The 23,471-nt window shown below is 43.5% G+C and carries 18 protein-coding genes; 8 read left to right on the top strand and 10 right to left on the bottom strand.

Annotated elements, in window-relative coordinates:
* Nucleotides 1-55 precede the first annotated feature (55 nt).
* The 5 genes from BM090_RS06590 to BM090_RS06570 all read right to left on the bottom strand — a co-directional run bounded on the left by BM090_RS06590 (nucleotide 56) and on the right by BM090_RS06570 (nucleotide 4,302).
* The gene (locus BM090_RS06590; RefSeq protein ID WP_091509621.1) at nucleotides 56-976 is read right to left on the bottom strand and encodes a hypothetical protein; all 921 of its coding nucleotides are present in this window, start codon (nucleotides 974-976) and stop codon (nucleotides 56-58) included.
* Nucleotides 977-1,010: 34 nt separating this feature from the next.
* Nucleotides 1,011-2,036 (bottom strand): cytochrome-c peroxidase, encoded by a 1,026-nt coding sequence (locus BM090_RS06585; RefSeq protein WP_091509618.1) that lies wholly within the window; start codon nucleotides 2,034-2,036, stop codon nucleotides 1,011-1,013.
* Between the two features lie 108 nt (nucleotides 2,037-2,144).
* On the bottom strand, nucleotides 2,145-2,963 hold the full coding sequence (locus BM090_RS06580; protein WP_091509615.1) for an MbnP family protein: 819 nt from the start codon (nucleotides 2,961-2,963) through the stop codon (nucleotides 2,145-2,147).
* A gap of 260 nt (nucleotides 2,964-3,223) precedes the next feature.
* A complete protein-coding gene (locus BM090_RS06575; RefSeq protein ID WP_143083896.1) occupies nucleotides 3,224-3,604 on the bottom strand; it encodes a hypothetical protein in 381 nt (126 codons plus the stop codon).
* A gap of 149 nt (nucleotides 3,605-3,753) precedes the next feature.
* A complete protein-coding gene (locus BM090_RS06570) occupies nucleotides 3,754-4,302 on the bottom strand; it encodes a sigma-70 family RNA polymerase sigma factor (RefSeq protein WP_394333473.1) in 549 nt (182 codons plus the stop codon).
* A 513-nt stretch (nucleotides 4,303-4,815) separates the two neighbouring features.
* Here BM090_RS06570 and BM090_RS06565 point away from each other — a divergent pair.
* Nucleotides 4,816-5,928 carry a lactonase family protein gene (locus BM090_RS06565; RefSeq protein WP_091509604.1) on the top strand — a complete coding sequence of 371 codons (1,113 nt, stop codon included), beginning with the start codon at nucleotides 4,816-4,818 and terminating at the stop codon, nucleotides 5,926-5,928.
* A gap of 57 nt (nucleotides 5,929-5,985) precedes the next feature.
* On the opposite strand, the gene BM090_RS06560 is transcribed toward BM090_RS06565, so the two are convergent.
* From BM090_RS06560 to BM090_RS06545, 4 genes are all read right to left on the bottom strand, one after another.
* Complete coding sequence (locus BM090_RS06560) at nucleotides 5,986-6,402, bottom strand: hypothetical protein (RefSeq protein ID WP_091509600.1); 417 nt, start codon at nucleotides 6,400-6,402, stop codon at nucleotides 5,986-5,988.
* Between the two features lie 92 nt (nucleotides 6,403-6,494).
* On the bottom strand, nucleotides 6,495-7,799 hold the full coding sequence (locus tag BM090_RS06555; RefSeq protein WP_091509597.1) for a cryptochrome/photolyase family protein: 1,305 nt from the start codon (nucleotides 7,797-7,799) through the stop codon (nucleotides 6,495-6,497).
* A gap of 115 nt (nucleotides 7,800-7,914) precedes the next feature.
* Nucleotides 7,915-8,520: a gliding motility lipoprotein GldD gene (gene gldD / locus BM090_RS06550; protein ID WP_091509592.1), complete on the bottom strand. Its 606-nt coding sequence runs from the start codon at nucleotides 8,518-8,520 to the stop codon at nucleotides 7,915-7,917.
* A 49-nt stretch (nucleotides 8,521-8,569) separates the two neighbouring features.
* Complete coding sequence (locus BM090_RS06545) at nucleotides 8,570-10,603, bottom strand: BatA domain-containing protein (RefSeq protein WP_177199853.1); 2,034 nt, start codon at nucleotides 10,601-10,603, stop codon at nucleotides 8,570-8,572.
* Between the two features lie 320 nt (nucleotides 10,604-10,923).
* Between BM090_RS06545 and BM090_RS06540 the strand changes: the two genes are divergently transcribed.
* The 6 genes from BM090_RS06540 (at nucleotide 10,924) to BM090_RS06515 (ending at nucleotide 19,851) form a co-directional block, all read left to right on the top strand.
* Nucleotides 10,924-13,680: a choice-of-anchor L domain-containing protein gene (locus BM090_RS06540; protein WP_091509585.1), complete on the top strand. Its 2,757-nt coding sequence runs from the start codon at nucleotides 10,924-10,926 to the stop codon at nucleotides 13,678-13,680.
* A gap of 165 nt (nucleotides 13,681-13,845) precedes the next feature.
* The gene (locus tag BM090_RS06535; RefSeq protein ID WP_177199852.1) at nucleotides 13,846-16,410 is read left to right on the top strand and encodes a phosphoenolpyruvate carboxylase; all 2,565 of its coding nucleotides are present in this window, start codon (nucleotides 13,846-13,848) and stop codon (nucleotides 16,408-16,410) included.
* A gap of 98 nt (nucleotides 16,411-16,508) precedes the next feature.
* Nucleotides 16,509-17,222 carry a tRNA1(Val) (adenine(37)-N6)-methyltransferase gene (locus BM090_RS06530; RefSeq protein WP_177199851.1) on the top strand — a complete coding sequence of 238 codons (714 nt, stop codon included), beginning with the start codon at nucleotides 16,509-16,511 and terminating at the stop codon, nucleotides 17,220-17,222.
* Nucleotides 17,219-17,461, top strand: coding sequence for a cytochrome b5 domain-containing protein (locus BM090_RS06525; RefSeq protein ID WP_091509577.1), 243 nt, complete (start codon nucleotides 17,219-17,221; stop codon nucleotides 17,459-17,461). Before BM090_RS06530 ends, BM090_RS06525 begins: the two co-directional genes overlap by 4 nt.
* A 283-nt stretch (nucleotides 17,462-17,744) precedes the next feature.
* Complete coding sequence (gene chrA, locus BM090_RS06520; RefSeq protein ID WP_245756691.1) at nucleotides 17,745-18,881, top strand: chromate efflux transporter; 1,137 nt, start codon at nucleotides 17,745-17,747, stop codon at nucleotides 18,879-18,881.
* A 79-nt stretch (nucleotides 18,882-18,960) separates the two neighbouring features.
* Nucleotides 18,961-19,851, top strand: a complete 891-nt coding sequence (locus BM090_RS06515) for a toxin-antitoxin system YwqK family antitoxin (RefSeq protein WP_091509574.1) — start codon at nucleotides 18,961-18,963, stop codon at nucleotides 19,849-19,851.
* A gap of 51 nt (nucleotides 19,852-19,902) precedes the next feature.
* Here BM090_RS06515 and BM090_RS06510 read toward each other — a convergent pair whose 3' ends face one another.
* Nucleotides 19,903-22,191, bottom strand: a complete 2,289-nt coding sequence (locus BM090_RS06510; protein ID WP_221405348.1) for a TonB-dependent receptor — start codon at nucleotides 22,189-22,191, stop codon at nucleotides 19,903-19,905.
* Nucleotides 22,192-22,405: 214 nt separating this feature from the next.
* Between BM090_RS06510 and BM090_RS06505 the strand changes: the two genes are divergently transcribed.
* The gene (locus BM090_RS06505) at nucleotides 22,406-23,410 is read left to right on the top strand and encodes an alpha/beta fold hydrolase (protein WP_091509569.1); all 1,005 of its coding nucleotides are present in this window, start codon (nucleotides 22,406-22,408) and stop codon (nucleotides 23,408-23,410) included.
* The last annotated feature ends 61 nt before the right edge of the window (nucleotides 23,411-23,471 follow it).

Here is a 23,471-nt window from a genome sequence, read left to right as displayed (position 1 = left end):
AAAAGCCGCTGCAAAAGATAATTTGCAGCGGCTTTTTTTAAGATTTATGAAACGCTTAGAATATATACGCCAGTTGCAACATCAGGCGGTTGTTGGGTGTGATGTTGCCTTCGCCTAAATGTTTGTGTACGGGCAGTTGCCACAACACGCCAGCCGTCCAATCCTTATAAAAAACATCGGTAGCAAGGTTGGCAAACGTAACCGTTCCGCCAGTGTTATCTACTTTATAATGTTTGCTGTAATTGGCAAAACTGTGTTCGAACGACGTACCGACCGACGGCATCACTGTCCACATTTTTTGATTGATAAGCCCGAAAAACGACGCATTGACGGCGGTTTTGTCCCCGAAACGATATATGTTGCTGTTTTCTGTATTGCTTTTGTAAGAAATATCCGTCGTGAAGCCGACTTGTTTGTAACGCAACGTGTAAGAGGTAGTCAGCAAAAAATCCCAACTGCCTGTTCCTAACTGAAAGTTGGGGTTTATTTTTTCGTTGTTCGCATCGGTGTGGTTGTATTTGCCGAAAGGAGCTTTCACGCCACCACCCACAAACCAATTGTGTTGAAACAAACGGCCCACCGTGTCCACGCGCAAAAACGAGTTAAACAAATTGTATTGTACCATCGCCATCGCGTCGCCCAAGCCGTTGAGGTGTTTGGTTACGCCGTCGTCCACACGTTTATTCATCTGAAAAGGCAAAAAGGCCGTAACCTGCCAGCGCGTGCGGAAATAATAACGTCCCCAGACTTCGGCAGAGGCGAACTGCTCGGAACTCGACGACCTGAAATCGCCCATGTTTTCGTAGGAGTTGAACGACAAATGACGGTAACGAAGGCCAATAATATTTTTTTGGATTTGAGGCGTTACGCCCAAATAATAACCTCCAGAACCACAGCCACATATACTACAAGCCTGTGTTTTTTGTGCCGAAAAAAGCAACACCACAACCGTTAGAATACTATATATTTTGTTCATAGTCGATGCGTTTTAATTGATAAATTATTAAACCCTATTCCGAAAAACGTGTGTCTCGGAGCAGCGTTTGGTCGGTCAGTGCTTTCAGAAACGCAATAATGTCTTGTTGTTCTTGTGCGGAAAGCGCGATGCCATGACTTCCGTCGGCTTTAACCAGTTCGGGAGCTAAATTTAAAGTTGGTTGTACGCCAGTGGCATAATGTTCGAGTACCTCTTCGAGCGTATAAAAGCGGCCATCGTGCATATACGGCGCAGTAACTGCCACATTGCGCAAGGTCGGGACTTTGAAGCGGTATAAATCTTTGTCTAATAGCGTAATGCGATAACGGCCTGAATCAGGTTGCGCACGTAACCGAAGCCCATTGTTTTGATAGGAATAATTGGTAAAAAGTTCTCCGCTGTGGCACGAATTACATTTTTCTCTGACAAGATTTAAGCCTCTGATTTCTTGGGCATTGAGAGCCGTCGGGTTGCCTTGTTTGTATTGGTCGTAGCGCGAATTTGCCGAAACTATCATTAACATAAATTGCGACAAAGCCTTCATGGTTCGGGCGGTGGTTACTTCACTTGTGCCGAATGCCTCTTTATACAAAGCCTTGTAGCGCGTGCTATTTTGTAGCTTTTGTATGACGTTGGGCATTTTCTCGTCCATTTCCACCACATTGGTAATGGGGGCAATGGAAAACAAATCTAAATCGCTAACACCTCCGTCCCAAAAAAATTCGGGTTGCCAAGCCAAGTTAAAAACAGGTGGTGCATTACGCACGCCTAACTTATCATCAATACCATGACTTACATTGTGGCCACCATGCACAAAAGCTACTGCTTGTTGGTGGCAACTTCCGCAACTAATCGAGCCATCGCGGGAAAGAATGCCGTCGTAGAACAAAGCTTTTCCCAAATCAAACGTCGCCTGATTGATAGGGTTATTTTCAAATTTATAAACGGGAGTAGGAAAATGACTTGGCGCAGTAAAAACTAACGGTGGTTTTTCATTGCTTTTGTCGCAAGCCACCAAACCCAAGAATCCCAGTAGAGCCAATCCATATATTTTTTTCATGGCATTGTTTTTATTTATTTCTCAAAAATTGGTTAGGTCAAAGCTGACCTAACCAATTGAGAGCCTGTTATAAATCACAAAATTTAATCAAAAGAGCGCATTGGCTAATTAGTCGTTGTGGACATGCCCGAACACGAACATGTCTGTAGCGTAATTATTCGCTACGTTTTTCGATTCTTTAGCCACCATAATCATCGGTTTATTTTTGATAGAAACCGTCGTATCCGTTGCCTTAAATACTTTTAATGGATTTACAATTACGTGTACTTCTGGCGTGATGTCTTTACGCACTTTGGCCGAAGCGGTACCCATCGAAAGTTCTTTTATTTTAATGTTATTGATTTTGCGAACAGAACTTGTGTCGCCCGAATAACCGCCGTACAAACCGATATGACGCGCAAACGAGCCCATCGGCGTAGCCGTAGAAGTGCCTTCCAGTTTTACGAAAATGTAACCTGAATTCCAGCTCCAGTACATTGCCTTAGCATTGCTTGGGTCTAACACACCCGTGCGCTTGGAAATGTCGGCCACCGAACGCGCACTATCTACGCCAATAGTAAATGTAACTTTATTATAGTCGGCAGCAGGCACGTTTTTGAGTGTAATCGTCTCATTGTTAGGCGAATCAATCACAAAATAACTTGAGTCTTGCGGGTAAGTATAAACCGTTCCGTCGGTTTTGGTTAGCTTGAAGTTACTTACATAATATTGAAATTTCGAGACTTTCAACGCTTCGCCGTTGGCGTTGGTGTATGTTGTGTTAAAGTCAAGTTGCGCACCCTCTACTACGGCATCAAATTCAATGTCTAAGCTACCTTTTTCGCCTGTGGCAATGGTAGGTTCTGTTTCGTCTTTATCACAAGAAACAGCAAAAGAAAGTGTAGAAGCAATAAGCACTAAACGAATATATGAGGTAATTTTTTTCATTTTAAATTAAGAATTTATTTTTATTTTTTTAGAAAAATAAGAGGCCTTTATTTTCCGATTTTTTCAGAAAACACACAGTAATTTCATTCCATTTTTTGTAAAAAAATAGCGAAATTAAAAGCCAAGAAAATCAATTGTTTTTTAAGAAATAAATGCAATTCTAGCATGACCCAAACCGCACGCAAAGCCATTTTGGCCAAGACGCACAAAGGCACAGACGTGCCACAAGGCCACGCCAGAATTAGCAAGCAACAAACAGATTAGCGAAATGCGGGCGGACGAAATACGGCCTCAAGGCTGTATTCGGCATAAAATGCCCAATAGAAAACATTAAGAGAAGGCTTTGTACCCAAGAACAAATTCGAAGTACTAAACCACTGATTATCATTTATTTGATGATGTACAAAAACAGAAAATTCTTTAAGCGTTTCTTGCAATTGCTTGACGGCATTTTGCTCTTTGGCCAACTGTTTTTTGAGATAACATTTGCCCGCACAACCCATCAGCGGCTTGTCTTTGTTCTCGCAAAGATTCGCTTCTATGTACGCCTTGTTGATTTGATAAGCCACCATAATCCATACTTTACCCAGCGACTGCACGAGCATGAGCATAGCAAAGAATATGATTATTACTTTTTTCAAATCTTTATTTGGTTTTAATTTGCGCAAAACTACAACCAAAATTCGGTTTATTGCAAATTAAATTTGAGATAATTTTTTAATAAAAATAAAAAAGCATTGCAGCCAAAACTACAATGCTTTTTTATTGAAAAATTCAGTTTATATTTTAATTAGGCACTTGCGCTTGCTGGGCCTTCGCCACTACGCACATAACCCATGCTTTTGGCATATTCGTACAAGTTTTCTTTGAGCAAATTGCGGGCTCTGTGTAGGCGCGAACGAACCGTACCGATTGGAATATCCAAAATCTTGGCCATTTCCTCGTAAGTAAAACCTTCGAGGTCGCAGAGAATAATCGCGGTGCGAAAATCCACGTCCAAGCGATTCAGAGCGTTGGCCACTTCGTCACCGATGAGGTCTTGCACGGATTCGGTACGCAAATCATTGGTAATTTGCTCGTCGATGTCGTCGGAGTTATAAAACGATTCGACTTCCTGATAATCCACCTTTACGGGAGCTTTGCTCTTGCGGCGGTATTCGTTTATAAACGTATTTTTGAGGATACGATACAACCACGCCTTGGCGTTGGTGTCGGGCTGATACGAGTCATAGAAACGGTACGCCTTCAAAAAAGTGTCTTGCACCAAGTCGTTCGCGTCGTCTTCGTCGAGCGTGAGGCGAAACGCAAAATTGTACAGTGCGGCAGCGTATATCAACATTTCTTTTTCGAAACGTGTATCGCGTTGTTGTTTACTGTTATGTTCGGAAGTTACAGAAGGCGTGTTCATTGGTACAAAAGATTTTATGTTTTCATTTTTTTGATGTGGTCGAAGGATAAAGCAAAGTAAGTGCTTTTCCTGATGTTTCCAAGTGGTTAGCACATTCATTTGCCCGCCAATACGACACTGACAAAATAGCAGCCTCAAATACTTCTGTCATTGTGCGAGGCTTCGCGCACCTTATTAAGCATTTGTTTTACAGCATTTTATATAAAACGCATTTAACCCAAATAAATGTATGTACAATTATGCAAATACGTTGCCAAAGTTGCCCATGAGCACCCACATTTAATATAAGTTTAATATATTACCGTACAAAGATATAAAGCCTATCAGCCCTTAAATTAGCGTATTTGGATACTTTTTGAGTGCTTTGCAAATTCTCTACGCGCCGCGGCGTTGTAGGATATTTTTTTAACACAATGCACTATTTTTTTTATTATCAAAAACCCTATGAAACGTACATTATTAGCCGCCCTTGTCGGGCTGAGTAGCTTCGGCAGCTTTGCCCAACAGCCACACCATTACGATTTGGTAGTAGGCACTTATACCAACGCTTGCGCCAGCGAAGGCATTTATGTTTTTGATTTTGACACCCAAAACTTTGAAGCCAAACTCAAAAGCCATACCCAAAAAGTACAGAATCCGAGTTACCTAACCGTTTCTGCCGACAAAAAACGCATTTATGCCACCAACGAAAACGGCGCGGAAAGTTACGTGAGTGCTTTCAGTTTGGACAATACGCAAATCAAGTTCCTGAACAAAGTGGCCGCCGAAGGCGCAGACCCTTGCCACATCATCAACGACGAGAAAAACGTAATCGTAGCCAATTATACGGGCGGAAGCATCGCCGTATTTGAAAAAACCAAAACGGGCAAGCTCAAAACCGCCAAACAAATCGTGCGGCACAAAGGCAAAGGCCACAATCCCAAACGCCAAGAAAGCGCACACGTTCACATGGTGCATTTCAGCCAAGACCACCAATATTTGTTGGTAAATGATTTGGGACTGGATAAAATTTATGTGTATCGCTACAACCCCGACGGCGGAACACAAACGCTTACTTTTGCGCAAGCCTACGACCTGAAAGCAGGAAGCGGACCGCGCCATTTGGCCATGTCGCCCGACGGCAAAACGATTTATTTGCTTCAAGAACTGGACGGCAGTCTTTCGGTGCTGCATTTTGAAAATGGACAACTCTCTTTGGTGCAAGAAACCAATATGTTAGCCGCCGATTTTTCGGGTGAAATCAGTGCCGCCGACATTCATCTTTCCGCCGACGGACGCTATTTGTACGCCACAAATAGAGGTGCAGGCAACAGCATCGCCACGTTCAAAGTAAACCCCGCCAACGGCCAAATTACCAAAATCAATGAGCAAAAAACGGGCGGCAATTGGCCTCGTAATTTTACGTTTTCGCCCGACGAAAATTTGATTTTGGTAGCGCACCAATATTCCAACGACATTATAATTTTTAAGCGCGACAAAGAAACTGGCTTACTTGAGCCAACCAACAAAAAAATAGAACTCTGTTCGCCTGTGTGTTTGGTGTTTGTGGAACAATAAAATCAATTCGATAGATACGCACGGCCGTGCGTATCTATCGAATTGATTTATCTACTATTATAAAAAACGTTGTCTCTGGCCGATTAGCTCCAGAAGTTTCGTTCCATTAACCTGACTGGTTACATTATTCACTGTGGACATGACCGTGGTTATTGACAAATCATTTCTATCAATAAAATTAACAGGGTTATAATTCTCATCAAATACAGCTTTCCAAATCCAATTAACATCCACTGAATGTTCTATTGATTTTACCTCTTCAAAGTCATGAAGCATATTACCAAGGGCAAAACCCGCTGCAATAATTCTATTCTGATTATGATATAACAGAACTAAATCCCCTACCATAATTTTATCAATAGTATCTTTTCTGTCATAAAATGCTGATACTCTGTTTTGTCTAAGCATAAATTTAAATCCATTTGGATTTCCATTATCTGCATTACTATTAGTGTTTACAAGCCAAATTTTCATTCGTTAAAAGTTTTGTTATAAATAAATTTTAAGCAAATAAAATAATTTTATCTTTTATATACAACTTAATTGATACGTATAGCATTGCGTCTCTACTCCTCCCCTTTCAGAGCTGTTTTGTAGGCGGCCAACACTCGCGCTCTGGCCTGTTCGTGTACGACCATCGGGCGCGGATATTGGCCAATTTTATCAATTTCCGAAACCCAACGTCGAATGTAAACGCCTTGTGGGTCAAACTTTTGGGTTTGTAGGGCAGGATTAAAAATCCGAAAATACGGCACGGCATCGCAGCCGCTACTGGCCGCCCATTGCCAACCGCCATTGTTGGAAGCCAATTCAAAATCTATGAGTTTTTGGGCAAAATATGCCTCGCCCCATCGCCAATCTATGAGCAAATGTTTGACCAAAAAACTGGCCGTAATCATCCGAACACGATTGTGCATAAAACCCGTTTCGTTGAGTTGGCGCATTCCCGCATCTACTATCGGATAGCCCGTTTGTCCCGCACGCCAACGCGCAAATTCGGCCTCGTTGTTGCGCCAAACGATGCGGTCGTAAGCAGGCCGAAAAGCCTTGCCCACCACGTGCGGATAATGGAACAGAATCATCATGTAAAATTCTCGCCAAATCAATTCATTAAGCCATATTTCGCTGGTTTGCAGGGCTTTGTCTACCATTTCCCGAATACTTACCGTTCCGAAACGCAAATGTACGCTGAGGCGCGAAGTAGCTTCTTGCGCTGGAAAATCTCGTTTTTCGGCATAATTTTTCAATAAATCTTCAGACACTTGCGCGGGCGGCAAATCCGTAAAATTGGGCTTGAAATTCATTTCTTCCAAACGCAAAAGCGGCAAAGGTGCGCAGCGCAGCAAATGCCCAAAATACCGTTCGGTGGGATATGGTTTTAGGTAAAAATCAGAAAGTTTGTGTTTCCAAGCGCGGCTGTATGGCGTAAAAACCGAATAAGGCGTTTGGGCGGCTGTCAGTACCTCGCTTTTTTCAAAAATGACTTGGTCTTTGTAGGTTCTAAACGCCACGTTTTGGGTTTGCAACGCGTCGGCTACTTGGCCGTCTCGGCTGATGGCAGCAGGTTCGTAGTCGTGATTGGCAAATACCGCTTTGGCTTGATATTGTGTAACTAATTTTGGTAACAATTCCACAGGATTACCATAACGCACGTCCAAACTTGAGCCGAGTTGCTCCAAATCGTGTTTGAGTTGCTCAATGGCCTGATAAATAAAACTTACGCGGCGGTCGTCGCGGTCGGTAAGCGCGTCCAGAATGGTGGTATCAAAGATAAAAACGGAGATGACTGGCCGTTTTTCGCGTAACGCATAATATAAACCCGCGTTGTCGGTAAGGCGCAAGTCCCGACGAAACCAAAAAATAGTAGGCATTTTGAGTGTCTATTGTTCTAAGAAATTTTTTCTACAAAAGTCTTAACTCGAAAGACGACACAAGTGTTTTAGCAAAAAATAAAGGCTTACCGTTTTTGGTAAGCCTTCGTGCGTGTTATTTTTTCTTGTTGCGCCATTCCAGCGTAGAAAACAAATGTTGCATATCTTCAGAAATAAATTCAATGACAGGAGCTAAAGAATCATTTTGAGTAGCGGTGCGAAAATACAATGCGCCTCTTAAAAAATGATTGACACTGTCTGTTACATAAAATTGGTATTGGCTCGGCACTTGGCCACTCAACACAAATGAATAAGCCTTACTCCCGCTTTTAGTTTTTTCCACATATTCTTCAATCGAATAGGCCTTAATTTGGTGTTTAGAAACCAATTTGCGCGAATCTTCTATCAGCTCATAGAGCTTTTTAGTATTGTGATTCAATGGTTTATAAGTAATTTCCACATTTGCGTCAAACTGTGGATAACTAACATCTATCCAATACGGCTCGGCCAAACGCCCCGAATCCACGACTACTTTTGCGTGTTTAGAATATTCAAAACTGTAGGGATAATCCGCCAACGGAAATGCTTGGTATTCGTGCGCGGGCAAGTCTATGCGGTTGTAGCCTTTGGGCTTGGGCACGTATTCGCCACCGCCACAACTGGCCAACACCAACACACTCATTATCAATATATTTACAATATAAAAATGATTCTTTTTCATAATTTTTGTTCAGAATTTCAGCCCAAAACGAAGCCAAAAGTAACGCAATTTATTTCCAAAAACGAATAATCAGCACTTCGCCCAACAAGAAAACTAAAGCCAACATAACAGCATATTGCCAAAGCGGTTGGCCAATGTTTTTGGCGCGAAACTCGTCGGTAATATTTTGTTTATCAACCGTATCAAACACTTTTACGTTGCGATGCGCCGAAAACATTTCGCGTAATTGTTCGGAAGAATAATAGGCCATTCGCGACTCGGATTTTCCGTAATTCAAAGCGATGGTTTTAACTGTTTTATTATTGATTTTCAAGTCATAATAACCCGATTCCATTTCGGATTTTGGCAGTTCCAACAACAATTTTTTGTCGGCCACACGTTGCGACGGAATTACTTTTGTTTTGTCTTTTTCGAGTGTAAAAACTTGGTCGGCCAGCACCGTATCCACCGCCAATTCTATGCTTGGTTGCTGAAACGAAAAGGCTAGCGGTTCGGTATTGCGCAGGCTCAGAATCGCCATGCGATACATAACAGGCACGAAAAACGCGTGTTGGGCAAAATCCTGATTGGTTTTGTCCAGTGGCGCGGCGCACAAGTAAAATTTGCTTTGGCCATTTTTCCAAACACTCAAAAACGCATTGCCATTTTTGTATTTGAGTAAAGGCACACCCGAACCACTCCACGCCAACGAAGGTTTCACTTGCGGCATTCCTGTACTGGCTGCCGCCGACTCAAACACGCCTTCAAAAAACGGATTTCGGGCATCGGGCATTTGTAAGGCTTGACGCGCGGTATCGGTGGCTTGCTGCAAAAGTACCGAAGCTAATTTATTGGTAAACAAACTTTTATAACTTTCTGCATTGGCTTTTGCCGACGGAAACAACGCGATACTTTGACCACGACGAAGGCATTTTTGCAGCGCGTCGGCCAAGCCTGCATCTATGCTCGGCAACCCGTCCAGAATCACTAAATCAGCTTGCGCGAAAGCATCGTAACGAATGTTATTTTGGCTAAAATGCTGCGTATCGAACAGTTTGTTATTGGCAAAAACCGCTTTTATATAAGGTGTGGACTCGCCGAAAATGTGCATTACTTTCATGCGCGGCGCACCTTTCAGGACAAAATAATATTCATTATCGAAAGTAACAGGCAAATCGTTGAGGCTAATACGCGCTTTGTGGGCGGCTTCGCTGCTAATGGTAAACGAAAACTGCGTAGTGGCGGCGGCTTGCAGCTCTAAGTTAATGGCCGATGTACTTACCTGCACTTCGTCGATAAACAAGCGCAACGGCAAATTGCTGATGGCTTTATCTCCCGCATTAAACACCCTGACTTTGAGTTGGTTATTTTCGTTGGCGCGTACAAATGGCGTTTCCAACCAAACCGAATCTATGTAAACATTAGCGGTTTGGGGAGCTTGCACAGGCACTATATAATATTGTTTGGTAGAATCAAATTCGAGCTTGGACAAGTCGCCAGCGGTGCTGCGCTGAAAGTCTGAAAACCAAAAAATTTCCTTTGTTCCCGCTGAAGGCAAAGCCTCATAAGCACTGTTTTGGCGGTTGTTGATAGAGGCCAAATCGCGGTAATGATTAGACAATTTTATTTCGGCAATGCGTTCATGCATTTTGTCGGCATTGACAAAATACTGGCTTTTACCATCAAAATCGTTGGTCAGCAAATGGAATTGGGTATTTTGGGGATAAGCCGAAAGCAATGTTTCCCAACGCGCGGCAGCGGCATCGAGGGCTTGGCCTTGTTGCGTTTCGGATTGCATACTATACGAATTATCAATGTACGCAGAAACGGCCATGCGGCCTTGTGTGGCTACATTTGAGTTTTTGCTTGCCAAAAACGGTTGGGCAAAAGCCAGCACCACGCAAGCCACAAAAAGCAAACGCATGAGCAAAATAAGCCATTGGCGAAGCTGTCGGGCGGAGTTGGTGGCCTCTTTTACGCTCTTCAAAAAGCGAACGTTAGTGAACAGAACTTTTTTGGGGCGTTGAAAATTAAATAAATGAATAATAACAGGTATGGCCAAAGCCGCCAAAGCCCACAAAAACGAAGGATATAAAAAATTCATACAACCAAATTTGTATAATAAAACGAGCAAAACAGCCTTCATATTTGAAGGCATAATGCCCTAAAGCGTACGCGATTTAAACAAAAGTAGCTAAAAAATACGCAAAGGTGCAAAAAAACCATTTTTTTGTTTATATTTGTGTTTTAGGCTCAAGCACTTAGCTTCATACCCAATAAAGCAAAAATTCTATTAAAGAAGATGCTATATAATTTCTATTTTTTATAAAATGAAGTCTATTTATTTGACACCATAATTATTATTACATATTTCAGTACAAATCCTTATTATATTTTACAACTATCCTTTTTATTATCTATCTTATGAAAAAATCATTACCTCTTTGGCTGCTGCTGCTGTTCTGCGTCTGGACAACACAGCGTGCCACAGCACAAGTTCTCCCACAAATAAAAAACAAACCTGTAAACAACACTCCAACAGGTGCAGCTTCTAACCCATTAGTAGATTCTTTGGTCAAATCGCTGGTTGGGTCAGGTGTAGTTATCAGCAACGTAAAAACCAATATCGGAAACGGCGGAACTGGTACAAACTTCAACTCAACCTTTTTCGGAACATTCAAAGCCCCTGAAGGTGTCATAGGAAAGCCTGGCGCAGGAAATAGTATCACAAAAGGCACAGCTCTCACTAGTGGACTACTAAATGGAATAGTTGGAAACTCTAATGCACTCTTTAACTCCAGTACTTCAAATGGTCTTACGGGTAATGGCAATGCCAATGGTATGAATGCTAATACTTTACTCACTGGAATCTTGCCTTCTGGCTCGGCAGGCCTAAATGATGTGGTAGCGATACAATTTGATTTTGTACCACAGGCTGATACTGTTTCATTTAACTACGTATTTGGTTCGGAAGAGTATAATAACTTTGTAGGCAGTTTTAATGATGTTTTTGGTCTTTTCATCAAAGGACCTGGCATCGTAACACAAACAGGCTTACCTGCTAATACTCGTAATATCGCAACTATCCCTCAAACCAGTACTGCTACCAATACAGTTTCTATCTATAATGTACATGCAGGCTACGTACAACCGTCTGGAACCACAATCCAAGCGGTGAACCCAACTTATTACATAAACAATAATAGTGAAGAGCTAACCGCCATTGATGCTCCTGTGGATACCGTACGTTCTAACAGATTTCGTTATGATGGACTTACTGTAAAACTTACAGCCAAGGTAAAGGTTATTCCTTGCCAAACATATACCCTTACTTTTGCCATTGCCGACGTGGGAGACAATATCTACGATTCGGGGGTATTCATTGAAGCGGGTAGTTTGAGAAGCTACGGTGCCGTAGCCACAGCCTCTTCTTTCTATCCTCGTTTCAAAATGGGTATAGAAGGTTGTAACGAAGGAAAAATTACTTTTACACGTCCTCCAGGTTCTGAAGGTCAAGAAATTATAGCTCGTTACCAAGTAGCTGGTACAGCTATCAATGATGCCTTAGCAAATGGTGGCGATTATCTGGTTTCCATTGATGGCGGCACGCTACAACAGCTTCCAGACTCTATTATAATTGCTCCCACAGCCAATGAGGTAGTAGTAGGTGTACAAGTATTTTTGGATGGAATTGAAGACGATAATGAAACATTAGTGCTTCGTATGAAAGAGTTTTGTCCGCCGCACAACTTGCGCGGAGACTCGCTGGTAATGCCAATTCGTGAGCGATTTATCTATAACATTAAGCCTGATTCTGCAAAAGTTTGCCTCGGTACACCAACCTTTATCAACCAAACAAGTGCAGATACATTATATGCACAAACGTATCGTTGGCGCGAACTTAATGCAGTAGGCGACACAATTGTTTCCCCTACGCTAAGCTGCGATACTTGTAAAGCTCCATTAGCTAATCCAGCGATTAATACTCGATATGTTATTTTTGTTAATGACAGTACGAGTCAATGCTGGGCAACAGATACTGTATTAGTAAAAGTTTATACATTCCCTACAATAGATTTTCTACCAATGACTTGTGGTACTACAGACTCTTTGGAACAGTATCCACAGTATGGTAATGCATATTCTATTTGTCAAGCCACACCATTATGTGTTAACCCTCGCGCCCGAACAAGCAACGGAACGCTTACTTATCAATGGAGTTTCGATGCAACCAAAAACAGCCTTTATAACGGCAGCGTTACAACCGACTCTATCATTAGAGTTACACCAACAGCAAGCAGTTGGTTTAAAGTAACAGCAACAAACGAATTGGGTTGTGCTACTACCGATTCCATCTATATCAATGTGGTAGAGCCTCCAACTGTTTCATTTGTACCTGCGCGTGTTTCAATCTGCTTCGGCGACACAGTAGCTCTTCAACCAAAATTAGGCAACCTTGACGGTTTTGAAACTTATACATGGACTGCCAACAAAGTTGATGCAAATGTATTCAGCCCAACCTCTGACAGTACTTTTGCCCAACCAAAAACAAATACTGTCTATACACTTACCGTAAACAAAGGGCCTTGCGAAGTAAAGAAAACAATTACAGTAGATGTAGCAGATTCTTTAAGTACAGACTTTACATACTCTGTGCCTGTGGCTGGCGATACGGTTGCTCCTGTAGAAATTACTTTTGTAGGTGATTTAGCTCCTGCCAATGCTACTTACGAATGGCATATCCAATCGGTAAGCCCATTGCTTACACCAATTGACACAATGATTACAGGTTCGCTTAACTTTACGCACCTTATGACAACACCAGCAACTTATGCCGTAAAACTAAAAGCATTTGTTACTAAAAATCAGTTGGTTTGTTATGACTCAACGGTGAAAATAATCAACGTATTACCAGAAGATCCGTTCCCAGTAAACGTAATTACGCCAGATACAAAAGACGGCAAAAACGACGTACTGAAATTCAAAAACAAAAAAGGCGAATCGTTGATTTATGGCGGTACACTTAAAGTTTACAACCGTTGGGGTAACGAAGTTTATTCGAGCAGCAATTACCAAAACGATTGGGCAGCAAAAGATCTACCTGCGGGTACTTACTTCTACCATTTCCTTTCACCAAAACTAAAAATCGCGGTGAAAAGCTGGTTAGAGATTTTGCGATAACCTTTCTTTAAAATTGATTAAAAAAAGAAACCTTGTCAGATTTTTGGCAAGGTTTCTTTTTATTTTTGTGCATATTACCGACGACTACCAACATCACACCTCCGTTCTGGACGCCAAATACCAAGAACACATTGTATGTCAATTATTTTACGCTAAAAATTGAATATGATAACTTCCAAATACGACAAAGAAGTAGGTATTCGTTACCATATCTGCAACAGTTTGTTTCTGAATTTGCCGTTCAGAAATATCTCACGCACAGGCACTTTGCTGCCGCTGCTCCAACAAGAATGCGAAAAAGGTTTTGAGCAAGGACTTTCCGCCAAAGACATTGTGGAACGTTTTTTTGTGGACTTTGCCCCGCAAGCCAGCAACGAAGAGCGTTTCGCGATGCTGTTCCAGTTTATTCAGTATGTCGAACGCCAAATCGCGCTGTTCGATTCGATAGAAGATGCCGCTTTTGAGCAAATCAATGACTTGCGCGGCAAAGGCTCTATCTCTGCTCTTTTGTTGCGTAGCAAGCTGGAAAACAAAACCGAGTTGCTCAAAGCACGTCTGGAAAACTTCAGTTTGCGGCTTGTGCTCACGGCGCACCCGACCCAATTTTATCCAAGCCACGTGTTGCGCATTCTCAACGATTTGGAAAACGCCATTCGCGAAAATAATTTTCCTCAAATCAATTTGCTGCTACAACAACTGGGCAAAACGGGTTTTATTAACCAAGAAAAACCTTCGCCTTACGATGAGGCCGTAAGTTTGTGTTGGTTTTTGGAGCACGTTTTTTATAAAGCTATTCCCGAAATCATTGGTACTTTGGCTGGTGGCCTGAATATCAATTTGGTAGAATGGAAAAATCCGCGCCTCATTCGCATTGGTTTTTGGCCAGGTGGCGACCGCGACGGCAACCCATTCGTAACCAGCGAAACCACGCTCAAAGTGGCGCACAAGCTGCAAGAAACCATACTCAAATGCTACTATCGCGACATCAGGCAGCTTTCGCGCCGCCTCACGTTTCGGGGTGTGGAAGATATTATCGTGGGCATTGAGCAAAAAATCTATGATTTTGTTTTTGGGAAAAAACGCACTTTCCGCGATGCCAACGCGCTGATAGACGAACTTTTGGAAGCGCGTCAATTGCTTGTAAGCGAACACGATAGTCTGTTTTTGGAAGTGCTGGACATGTTTATTCTGAAAGTAAAACTTTTTGGATTTTCATTTGCCAGCCTCGACATACGCCAAGACAGTCGCAAGCACGATGCCGTTTGGAAAGCCATTTTCGACACGCTTCACGCCAAAGGCGAATTGATTTCGTGGGAACAATGGCAAGAACTGCCCGAATTGGAGCGCATCAAGGTTTTGTTAGAACTCAAAACCAACCTGATGGCCTTAGATTTGAAAGATGATTTTGCCACAGAAACACTCAAAAGCATTGAGGCCATCGGGCAAATTATCGTGAGCAATGGCGCAGACGGCGCGCACCGCTACATCATTAGCAACTGCCAAAGTGCTACGCACGTGATAGAAGTGTTTGTATTGGCGCGTTTACTCATCGGCAAAGATTCTGTACCCGTGGACGTTGTGCCGTTGTTTGAAACCATCGACGACTTGGCCAACGCACCCGCCATCATGCACACGCTGTATTCGATTCCGCAATACAGAGCGCATCTGCAAGACCGCAACGACCAACAGCACATTATGCTTGGCTTCTCGGACGGCACGAAAGACGGCGGTTATTTGCGTGCCAACTGGTCTATTTTTAGGGCAAAAGAAAACCTAACGGCTACCTCGCGCGAGCATGATGTTATTGCGCTGTTTTTCGACGGGCGCGGCGGCCCTCCTGCCAGAGGCGGCGGCAACACGCACAATTTTTATGCTTCACTGGGCGACACCATCGAAAACCAAGAAGTTCAAATCACGATTCAAGGCCAGACCATTAGTTCTAATTTCGGAAAAGTGGCTTCTTGCAAATACAATCTGGAACAATTGCTTTCGGCGGGGCTTGAAAATACCGTTTTTGATAAAGAAGAAAATCACCTGACCGAAGCGGACAAAAAACTGTTGGACGAGTTGGCCGAAGAAGGTTACAAGGCTTATTTGGCTTTAAAATCTGACCCGCAATTTGTGCCATACTTGGAACGCGCCACGCCGTTGGCCTTTTTTGGCGATACAAACATCGGTTCGCGCCCTGTGAAACGTAGCGGTAGCAGCCTCAAATTTGAGGATTTACGCGCCATTCCATTTGTGGGTTCGTGGGCAATGATGAAACAAAACATTCCAGGTTATTACGGTGTGGGTACTGCTTTGCAGGCATTCGACCAAAAAGCCAAAGGCGAGCAAATCAGGGATTTGTACCAACGTTCGTTGTTTTTCCGCACACTGCTGGGCAATAGCATGATGGCTTTGACCAAAAGTAATTTTTCGGCAACCAGTTATCTGGCCGAAGACCCCGACTTTGGGGCGATTTGGAAAAAGATGTACGAAGAATATGAACTTTCTATTGCCAAAACCTTAGAGGTTTCGGGTTTGCGCGGCACGATGGACAACAGCCCCAACACGCGCGATTCGGTGAATTTGCGGGAAAAAATCGTGTTGCCGTTGGTGGCGATTCAGCAGTTTGCCCTTACGCATTTGCGCCACGACGAAAGCAACCACGACGAGGAAGAAAAATACCGTAAGTTGGTGATTCGCTGTATGTTTGGCATCATCAACGCGGCGCGTAACTCGGCGTAAGGCATTTATTTTTCAACAAAAAAACTGTAGCATTGCCTAAATTCTGCCGCAAGCGAGTTTAGGCAATGTTTTTATTTTATAGAAGAAAATCCCCACACATGGGCAATTCATATTTTCAATTTAAAGCCTTCAGGATAGAACAAGGACAAACCGCCATGAAGGTTTGCACGGATTCTTGCGCGATGGGTGCGTACATTCAGCCCGAACAGGCAAAACGGATTTTGGATATTGGAACGGGTACGGGACTTTTGGCCTTGATGCTTGCCCAACGCACACCCGACACCACGCACATCGACGCACTCGAAATAGATACTCAAGCCGCCGCACAAGCCACCCAAAACATTGAGGCCAGCGCGTGGGCGGCGCGTATGCAAGTGCTCGAATGTGCTTTGCAAAATTTTGCGCCGCCGCACCGTTACGACCTGATTGTTTGCAATCCGCCGTTTTATGAAAACCATCTCAAACGCGGCACGCACGCCCAAAACTTGGCCATGCACAGCGAACAACTCAGCAACGCGGAATTGGCTTTTCATTGTCAGCGACTTTTGGCCGATAATGGCCGCGCCGTCATTCTGTTGCCGCCGTATCAGGCACAAATACAAGCCCAACAAATGCAGGCACACGGTTTATTTTTAGAAGAAAATTGTTTGCTGTTTGATAAAGAAGGCGGCAAAATCATTCGGCACATTAGCACTTATTCCCGCAAACAAAATACTGATTTTCAAACTAATACGCTAACTATTCGAGACAGTAACAACCAATACACACCCGAATTTGTAGCATTACTCCAACCTTATTATTTGCATTTATGAGCCAAGAACTTCCGCGCTACACGCGTGCGCAATTAGCCCTCCGAAACGGACAAGACCGCCCAGAAATTTGGTGTGCTTTTCAGGGAAAAATCTATGATGTGAGCCGCTCGCGACTCTGGCGCAATGGCAAACATTATGAACATTGGGCAGGGCAAGACCTCACCGAAGAGTTGGCCGACGCACCACACAACGCCAACGTGTTTGATAAGTTTGAAGTAATCGCGTTGCTGGCAAATTAAATACATAGAAACCAACCTAATAAGTTTTGAAAATCAATAAGGTTAAAATATCAGAAGTGAGGTAGTTTGAATAATTCCGTTACAAGACATAGAAGTTTCTGTACCAATACGAAAAAAGTGTAAATTCGCACGCCTTGTATTGGGCTTGTACTTACCTTTCTTCTACTACGACTGTTGTATTTTGCAAATTAGGGTTATTAGGCAGATACGTCGCCGATTCAGGCTTTCACACCCTCCTCGCCAGAGAAGGGAAATACGCCTTTATATTTTCCTAACAGATGTTTTGCGCCTATCGCTAACCACTTTCGGAGGCCCACAAGTACACATTGCGTTGTTTATCAGACATTTGGTAACCAAAAGACGTTATTTGTCCGAAGCGGAATTGTTAGAACTCTTTGCCTTGTGTCAGATTTTGCCTGGCCCGACTTCCACCCAAACGCTAACGGCTATTGCTTTTCGCATCGGAGGGCCTCGTTTGGCATTTATGGCCTTGATTATTTGGCTATTGCCTGCCGTAATCGTAATGACATTGGCCGCGATTCTGCTCAACTATGCCGAAGGGCTGGATTTGTCCGTGTCGTTTGTGCGATACATGCAGCCTGTGGCGGTAGCGTTGCTTTTGCATTCGGGTTATGCGGTCATGCTCAAAGTAGTACAAAGCCGAACGATGGCCGCCGTTATGATTATTTCGGCAGTGATTGCCTACGCGTATCCGTCGCCGTGGGTTACGCCGATTTTACTTATTTCGTCGGGCATATTTTCGGCCATTCGTTACAAAAATGAATTAGAACCGCAGCCGCGCGAACCCTTGCACATCGAATGGGCTAACTTTATTCTGTATGCCGTTATCTTGGTGGTGGCTATTCTTTTGGGGCATTACACAACTTTTAAGCCGATTCGGTTATTCGAAAACTTTTATAGAAATGGAAGCCTCATTTTTGGCGGCGGACAAGTGCTTGTGCCTGCCATGTACAATGAGTTTGTGGAATTTAAACACTATCTCACGTCCGAAGAGTTTTTGTCGGGGTACGCGCTTTCGCAAGTGTTGCCCGGCCCTGTCTTTTCGTTTTGTAGTTATATCGGTGCGCTGTCAATGCGTCCTGATGGCTTCTGGGCGCAACTGCTCGGCAGCCTAATGGGCACAATCGGAATATTTTTGCCTGGCACGTTGTTGATATTTTTTATCATTCGGTTCTGGGAGCAACTCAAAAAGTACAGAGTAGTCAAAGCATCGTTGCAGGGCGTAAACGCCACAGGTGCAGGCCTTGTGTTTGCGGCGGTTATCTTGCTTTTCAAACCGATTGGCGGCGACCCCGTCAATATTGGCATTGTGGTAACGGCGTTTGCAGTGCTGACATTTACCAAAATACAACCCTTTTGGCTCATTGTGGCGGCGGTGTTGCTGGGAATTATTTTCTAACAACAAATCATAAGGATAAGGCGTTTTTATCGTAAAATTGCCGCATTGAAAAAATCAGAAATCGTTTTTATCAAACAATATGAAATTTAAAATTTTGATATGGATTAGTGCGCTGTGCGTGTTTGCGTTGGCCAGTCGTAGTGCCGCCCAAACCACGCCCCCAAGCCCTAACAAAGAAGAGAAAAAGCCACTTGCCCCACCGCAAGGCGATGATGTAGATGAGGAAGACGTACTTATTTATCGTGATACGGTGGCCTCCGATAAGCGCGAACAACCCAAGCCCAAGAAAATCCCTAAAAGGGTTTATTATGGACTCAAAACGCGCAAAGGTTACACTCGCACAGAACGCAATAGCAAGGTTACATTGGAGCTTTTCTATACGCTTAAAGAGTTTCAAGCCCCGAACCCTTATGTCAAAGATATTTATTGGTTTAATAGCCAAAAACGCAAATTGATTATTGGCCCTATTCCTGAGAAAGAAAAACAATTTGCGCGTGTGCTGCATGGCCCTTATCAGAAATTAGTGGGCGGCGTGATGGTGGAAGAAGGCGTTTTTTATGTCGGGACGAAACACGCGCGTTGGTTGAAATACAACGGTACAGCCGAAAATATTCTGATAGACAAACAGAAATATTATAAGGGTTGGCCGCGAGAATCAGAGATTAGTTATTATGATGCTGACCGTAAGCAGTTTAAGGAAGTGATTCCGATGATAAACGGAAAACGTGAAGGAGATTATTTTTACTTTTTCCCGAGCGGTGCGGTATCTGTGCAAGGAAAGTTTGAGAATGACCACAAAGTTGGGATTTGGCGCGAGTATTTCGATAACAAAAAGAAGCTAAAGAAAGAAACACAATATCCCGCCACAGGCTTTGAAGCACAATTTGAACCGTATTTGCTAACGGAATTTGATGAAAAAGGCACGCTGGTTTATGACAAAGCCGCCGAAGACAAAAAGAAAAACAAATAACAAGAAAGGCCTCTAATCACGATTTCGTTAGAGGCCTTTTACTTATTTCATTTAAAACGTCCATTTGAGGCGCAGGGACACGCTACGCCCTACGTCGTAGGCGTAATATCTGAAACGATTGAGATAATCCCGATATAATTTGTTCAAGACATTGTCTGCCGACAGACTTACGCCCAATGTTTGTTTGCCAACCGCCCATTGTGTACTGGCACGCAAACCGTACAGCGTATAAGCCGCAGGCGCGGCGGCGTAATCTCCCGTTGCGGGAGTGCGCCATTGCTTATCCACGTAAGTAACATTGATGCCCAAGACGGTTTCTTGTGTGTGCAAAAGTTTGAGCGAAGGTAAATGATAAGAAATTTCGTGTTGGTAGCGGTCGGCAGGCGTGAATACCAAATAATCCGCAGCAGTCATATTATAGGCTCTTACTAAACTAATTTTAGAAGACAAATGCCAACGTTCGGTAAGGTGATATTCTGCCGAAAAATCCATTCCCCGAAACCAAACATTTGCTTGCTGATATTTGAAAAAAGGAAATGCGCCGCGTACCGTCAGAACAGTTTGCGGGGCTTGTGGTTGCAAGTAAATGTATTGATGAATATAATTGGCGTAAAAGCTGATTTCGGCCAATAATTTATCATGATTGATTTGGGTGGTGATGCTACTGTTCCAAGCTCTTTCGGGTTGCATATCGGCTTTTCCTTCTTCGTAAGAAGCCGTTCCGTGATGCACGCCTCTACTATATAACTCATTTACGGACGGCGCGCGCCACGTAGAAGCCGATTGTACACTAAACCTGAACACATCATTTAGCTGATAATTTAGGCCTGTGGCCGCCGCCCAACCACCAAAAAACAGGGAAGAATCCGCAGCATATTTGTTGTTGGTTACTTGCAGGCTTCGGGCATCAGCTCTTACGCCCAATTCGGCTTGTAGTCGGTCTTTTTCCCAGAGTGCTGTAAAAAAACCTCCCGCATTAATTCCGTCATAATCAGGAATTAGGAACAAACCTTTTGTATAATTGGATTGGTGTTGAGCTGTTAGGCCTGTGGCCAATGTCCAGCGGCCAATGGGTTCAAAATCAAAAGTTAAGTTAGTGTTTTGGGTGTTGAGATAAAAGGATAATTCGGGTTTGTTGTAAGAGGCTGGCACGCCGCGCGGCTTGTGCAAGTCGTATTCCAAACGGCTGTTGCTTTGGGCTGCTATTTGCCAAATTAATTTTCCTTTGCGGGGAAAAATCCAAAAGGCTTTGGCCTTCAATAAATGATGGTCGATTTGCTGGTATGGCCTATTTATTTTGTAAGAAAAAGAATAATCAAAGGTAGAATCTGGACGCGCCAAAGCATTTTCCAAGTCCGTGAGATTGCCGATATGCGAACCCGAAAAAATACCTAATTTGGTATGATAGTAACTGTAAAACACTTCCGTTCCGAAGTTTGTATTTGGTTTTTGCCAAGCTGCCGTAGCCGACAAAGCCGCTTCGGATAGTCCTGTATTGTCGAGATAATACTTGGGTGTTTGGACATTGCCGCCGCGCTTGATTGAACCCTGCACGCGCCACGCAAGCGACTGATATTGTGGCAATCGTCCTTCCAAACGCAAGGCGGTTGCTCCTACTCTACCGTTGGTAATGCCAACGGCGTTGGCCTCGCCCGTGATTGCAATAGGTTGTTGGGGCAATGGCGCAGGCTCTACCAGAATAACGCCGCCTGGCGCGTCTGCACCATACCGAACACTGCCCGCCCCCTTCACTACACTGATGCGAGAAGCCGCAAAAGCATCAATTTCGGGGGCATGTTCCGTTCCCCACTGTTGCCCTTCTTGGCGCACGCCGTTTTGTTCGATGGCCACCCTGTTTCCATACAAACCATGAATCACAGGTTTAAAAATAGAAGGCCCCGTTTGTAAGGCATTGACTCCCGTAACGGCCTTGAGCATTTGCCCCAACGAAAGCCCTCGTTGTTGGTCTAAGGTTTCTTTTTCAAGTACAGAAATATGGTCGGTTGGCGCGTTCTGATGAAGCGTTGAGGTGCTGACTTCTACGGCTTTGAGGCTGCGAATGTCGGGCTGCATAGCAATTTGCAACTCGTGCAGTGTATCGGGCAAAAAAGTAATTTGTTGGGAAAGATAACCGACAAAGCTAATTTCTAAAGTGTAGCGTTTGCTCAAACATAAATGTTGGATTTGGGCGTTCCCGTTGAGGTCGGAGACCGCTATATTCTTGTTATTGAGCGAGATAAACGCATTAGGCAAAAGCGTTTGGGATTGAGCCTCTTTAATCTTTAGCCTTAAGACCTGCTCACAGTTGGGCGTTTGTGCCTGCGATTTTATTACTACCAAAAGAATGAATCCAACAACAAATAAAATCTTGCGCATTAGCCAAATAAATAAAAATGTTTCTGATTGAAAGGAAATAACAACACCAAATGTAGGTGATTTTTGCAACACTATTGCAAAAACAAAAGTTTCCTAAGTCAATAGTTTTTGGAGAAAGAGAAATGTTTTGGGCTAAAAAATCGTTATTAGCACATCTTTCAACTAATTTTTTTAATGTATGAGAAAAATTACTTTGCTCTGGGGGCTGTTAGTGCTGTGGAGTGTGAGCAGCCGCGCCCAATCCGCGCAACTTGTTGATTTGGACGTGAATTTGTCTAATTATCAATACCCTTATCCCGTGGAGTTTCTGCGTATTTCGGCACAAAATCAGTCTTTGCAAATGGCTTACATGGACGTAAAGCCGAGTAAAGCCAACGGGAAAAGTGTGTTGCTGTTGCACGGAAAAAACTTTAACGGTGCGTATTGGGAAACGACGGCTAAGGCCTTGAGTGGGGCGGGTTATCGTGTGATTATTCCCGACCAAATCGGGTTTGGAAAGTCGAGCAAACCAGCTCATTTTCAATATACTTTCCAACAATTAGCCCTTAACACAAAAGCCATCTTGGACACGTTGGGCATTGAAAAAATAACGGTGTTGGGGCATTCGATGGGCGGCATGGTGGCCACTCGCTTTGCTTTGATGTTCCCGCAGACAACCGAAAAACTTGTGTTGGTGAATCCGATTGGCTTGGAAGATTGGAAGCTGAAAGTTCCGTACAAACCCGTAACGTGGTGGTACGAAAATGAACTAAAAAGTAGCTACGACAATATCCGTAAGTACCAGACCAGCAATTATTATGATGGAAAATGGAATGAAAACTACGACCGTTGGGCAAAATTGTTGGCAGGCTGGACGCTTAACAAAGATTATCCGCTAATCGCTTGGAATGCGGCTTTGACGTATGATATGATATTTACGCAACCTGTTTGTTATGAGTTTGGTCAAATCGCCTGTCCGACGCTGCTCATCATCGGCGACCGCGATAATACAGCACTGGGCAAACCGCTGGTTTCGGAGGAAGTGCGCAAGACGATGGGCAACTACCGCGAACTTGGCAAAACCACGCAAAAGCAAATTAAAAACTCGGAATTAGTGTTGCTGCCTAATGTCGGGCATTTGCCGCACATCGAAGCGTTTGAACTGTTTATCAAACCTTTAGAACAATTTTTAGGTAAAAAATAAATGACACAAAAAAGCCTCTGCACCGAATTGTTGTGCAGAGGCTTTTTTTATGATTAGCTGC

The sequence above is a fragment of the Flexibacter flexilis DSM 6793 genome, from assembly GCF_900112255.1.
GTDB classification, from domain to species: domain Bacteria; phylum Bacteroidota; class Bacteroidia; order Cytophagales; family Flexibacteraceae; genus Flexibacter; species Flexibacter flexilis.
The sequence above is the reverse complement of the archived record's forward strand: the minus strand, read 5'-3'. Positions and strand labels throughout refer to the sequence as shown.

Excerpts from the sequence above, each read along its gene's own strand:
- BM090_RS06590 (WP_091509621.1), bottom strand. The coding sequence starts at position 976 with ATGAACAAAATATATAGTATTCTAACGGTTGTGGTGTTGCTTTTTTCG.
- BM090_RS06585 (WP_091509618.1), bottom strand. The coding sequence starts at position 2,036 with ATGAAAAAAATATATGGATTGGCTCTACTGGGATTCTTGGGTTTGGTG.
- BM090_RS06580 (WP_091509615.1), bottom strand. The coding sequence starts at position 2,963 with ATGAAAAAAATTACCTCATATATTCGTTTAGTGCTTATTGCTTCTACA.
- BM090_RS06570 (WP_394333473.1), bottom strand. The coding sequence starts at position 4,302 with ATGTTGATATACGCTGCCGCACTGTACAATTTTGCGTTTCGCCTCACG.
- BM090_RS06565 (WP_091509604.1), top strand. The coding sequence starts at position 4,816 with ATGAAACGTACATTATTAGCCGCCCTTGTCGGGCTGAGTAGCTTCGGC.
- BM090_RS06560 (WP_091509600.1), bottom strand. The coding sequence starts at position 6,402 with ATGAAAATTTGGCTTGTAAACACTAATAGTAATGCAGATAATGGAAAT.
- BM090_RS06555 (WP_091509597.1), bottom strand. The coding sequence starts at position 7,799 with ATGCCTACTATTTTTTGGTTTCGTCGGGACTTGCGCCTTACCGACAAC.
- gldD (WP_091509592.1), bottom strand. The coding sequence starts at position 8,520 with ATGAAAAAGAATCATTTTTATATTGTAAATATATTGATAATGAGTGTG.
- BM090_RS06545 (WP_177199853.1), bottom strand. The coding sequence starts at position 10,603 with ATGAATTTTTTATATCCTTCGTTTTTGTGGGCTTTGGCGGCTTTGGCC.
- BM090_RS06540 (WP_091509585.1), top strand. The coding sequence starts at position 10,924 with ATGAAAAAATCATTACCTCTTTGGCTGCTGCTGCTGTTCTGCGTCTGG.
- BM090_RS06535 (WP_177199852.1), top strand. The coding sequence starts at position 13,846 with ATGATAACTTCCAAATACGACAAAGAAGTAGGTATTCGTTACCATATC.
- BM090_RS06530 (WP_177199851.1), top strand. The coding sequence starts at position 16,509 with ATGGGCAATTCATATTTTCAATTTAAAGCCTTCAGGATAGAACAAGGA.
- BM090_RS06525 (WP_091509577.1), top strand. The coding sequence starts at position 17,219 with ATGAGCCAAGAACTTCCGCGCTACACGCGTGCGCAATTAGCCCTCCGA.
- BM090_RS06515 (WP_091509574.1), top strand. The coding sequence starts at position 18,961 with ATGAAATTTAAAATTTTGATATGGATTAGTGCGCTGTGCGTGTTTGCG.
- BM090_RS06505 (WP_091509569.1), top strand. The coding sequence starts at position 22,406 with ATGAGAAAAATTACTTTGCTCTGGGGGCTGTTAGTGCTGTGGAGTGTG.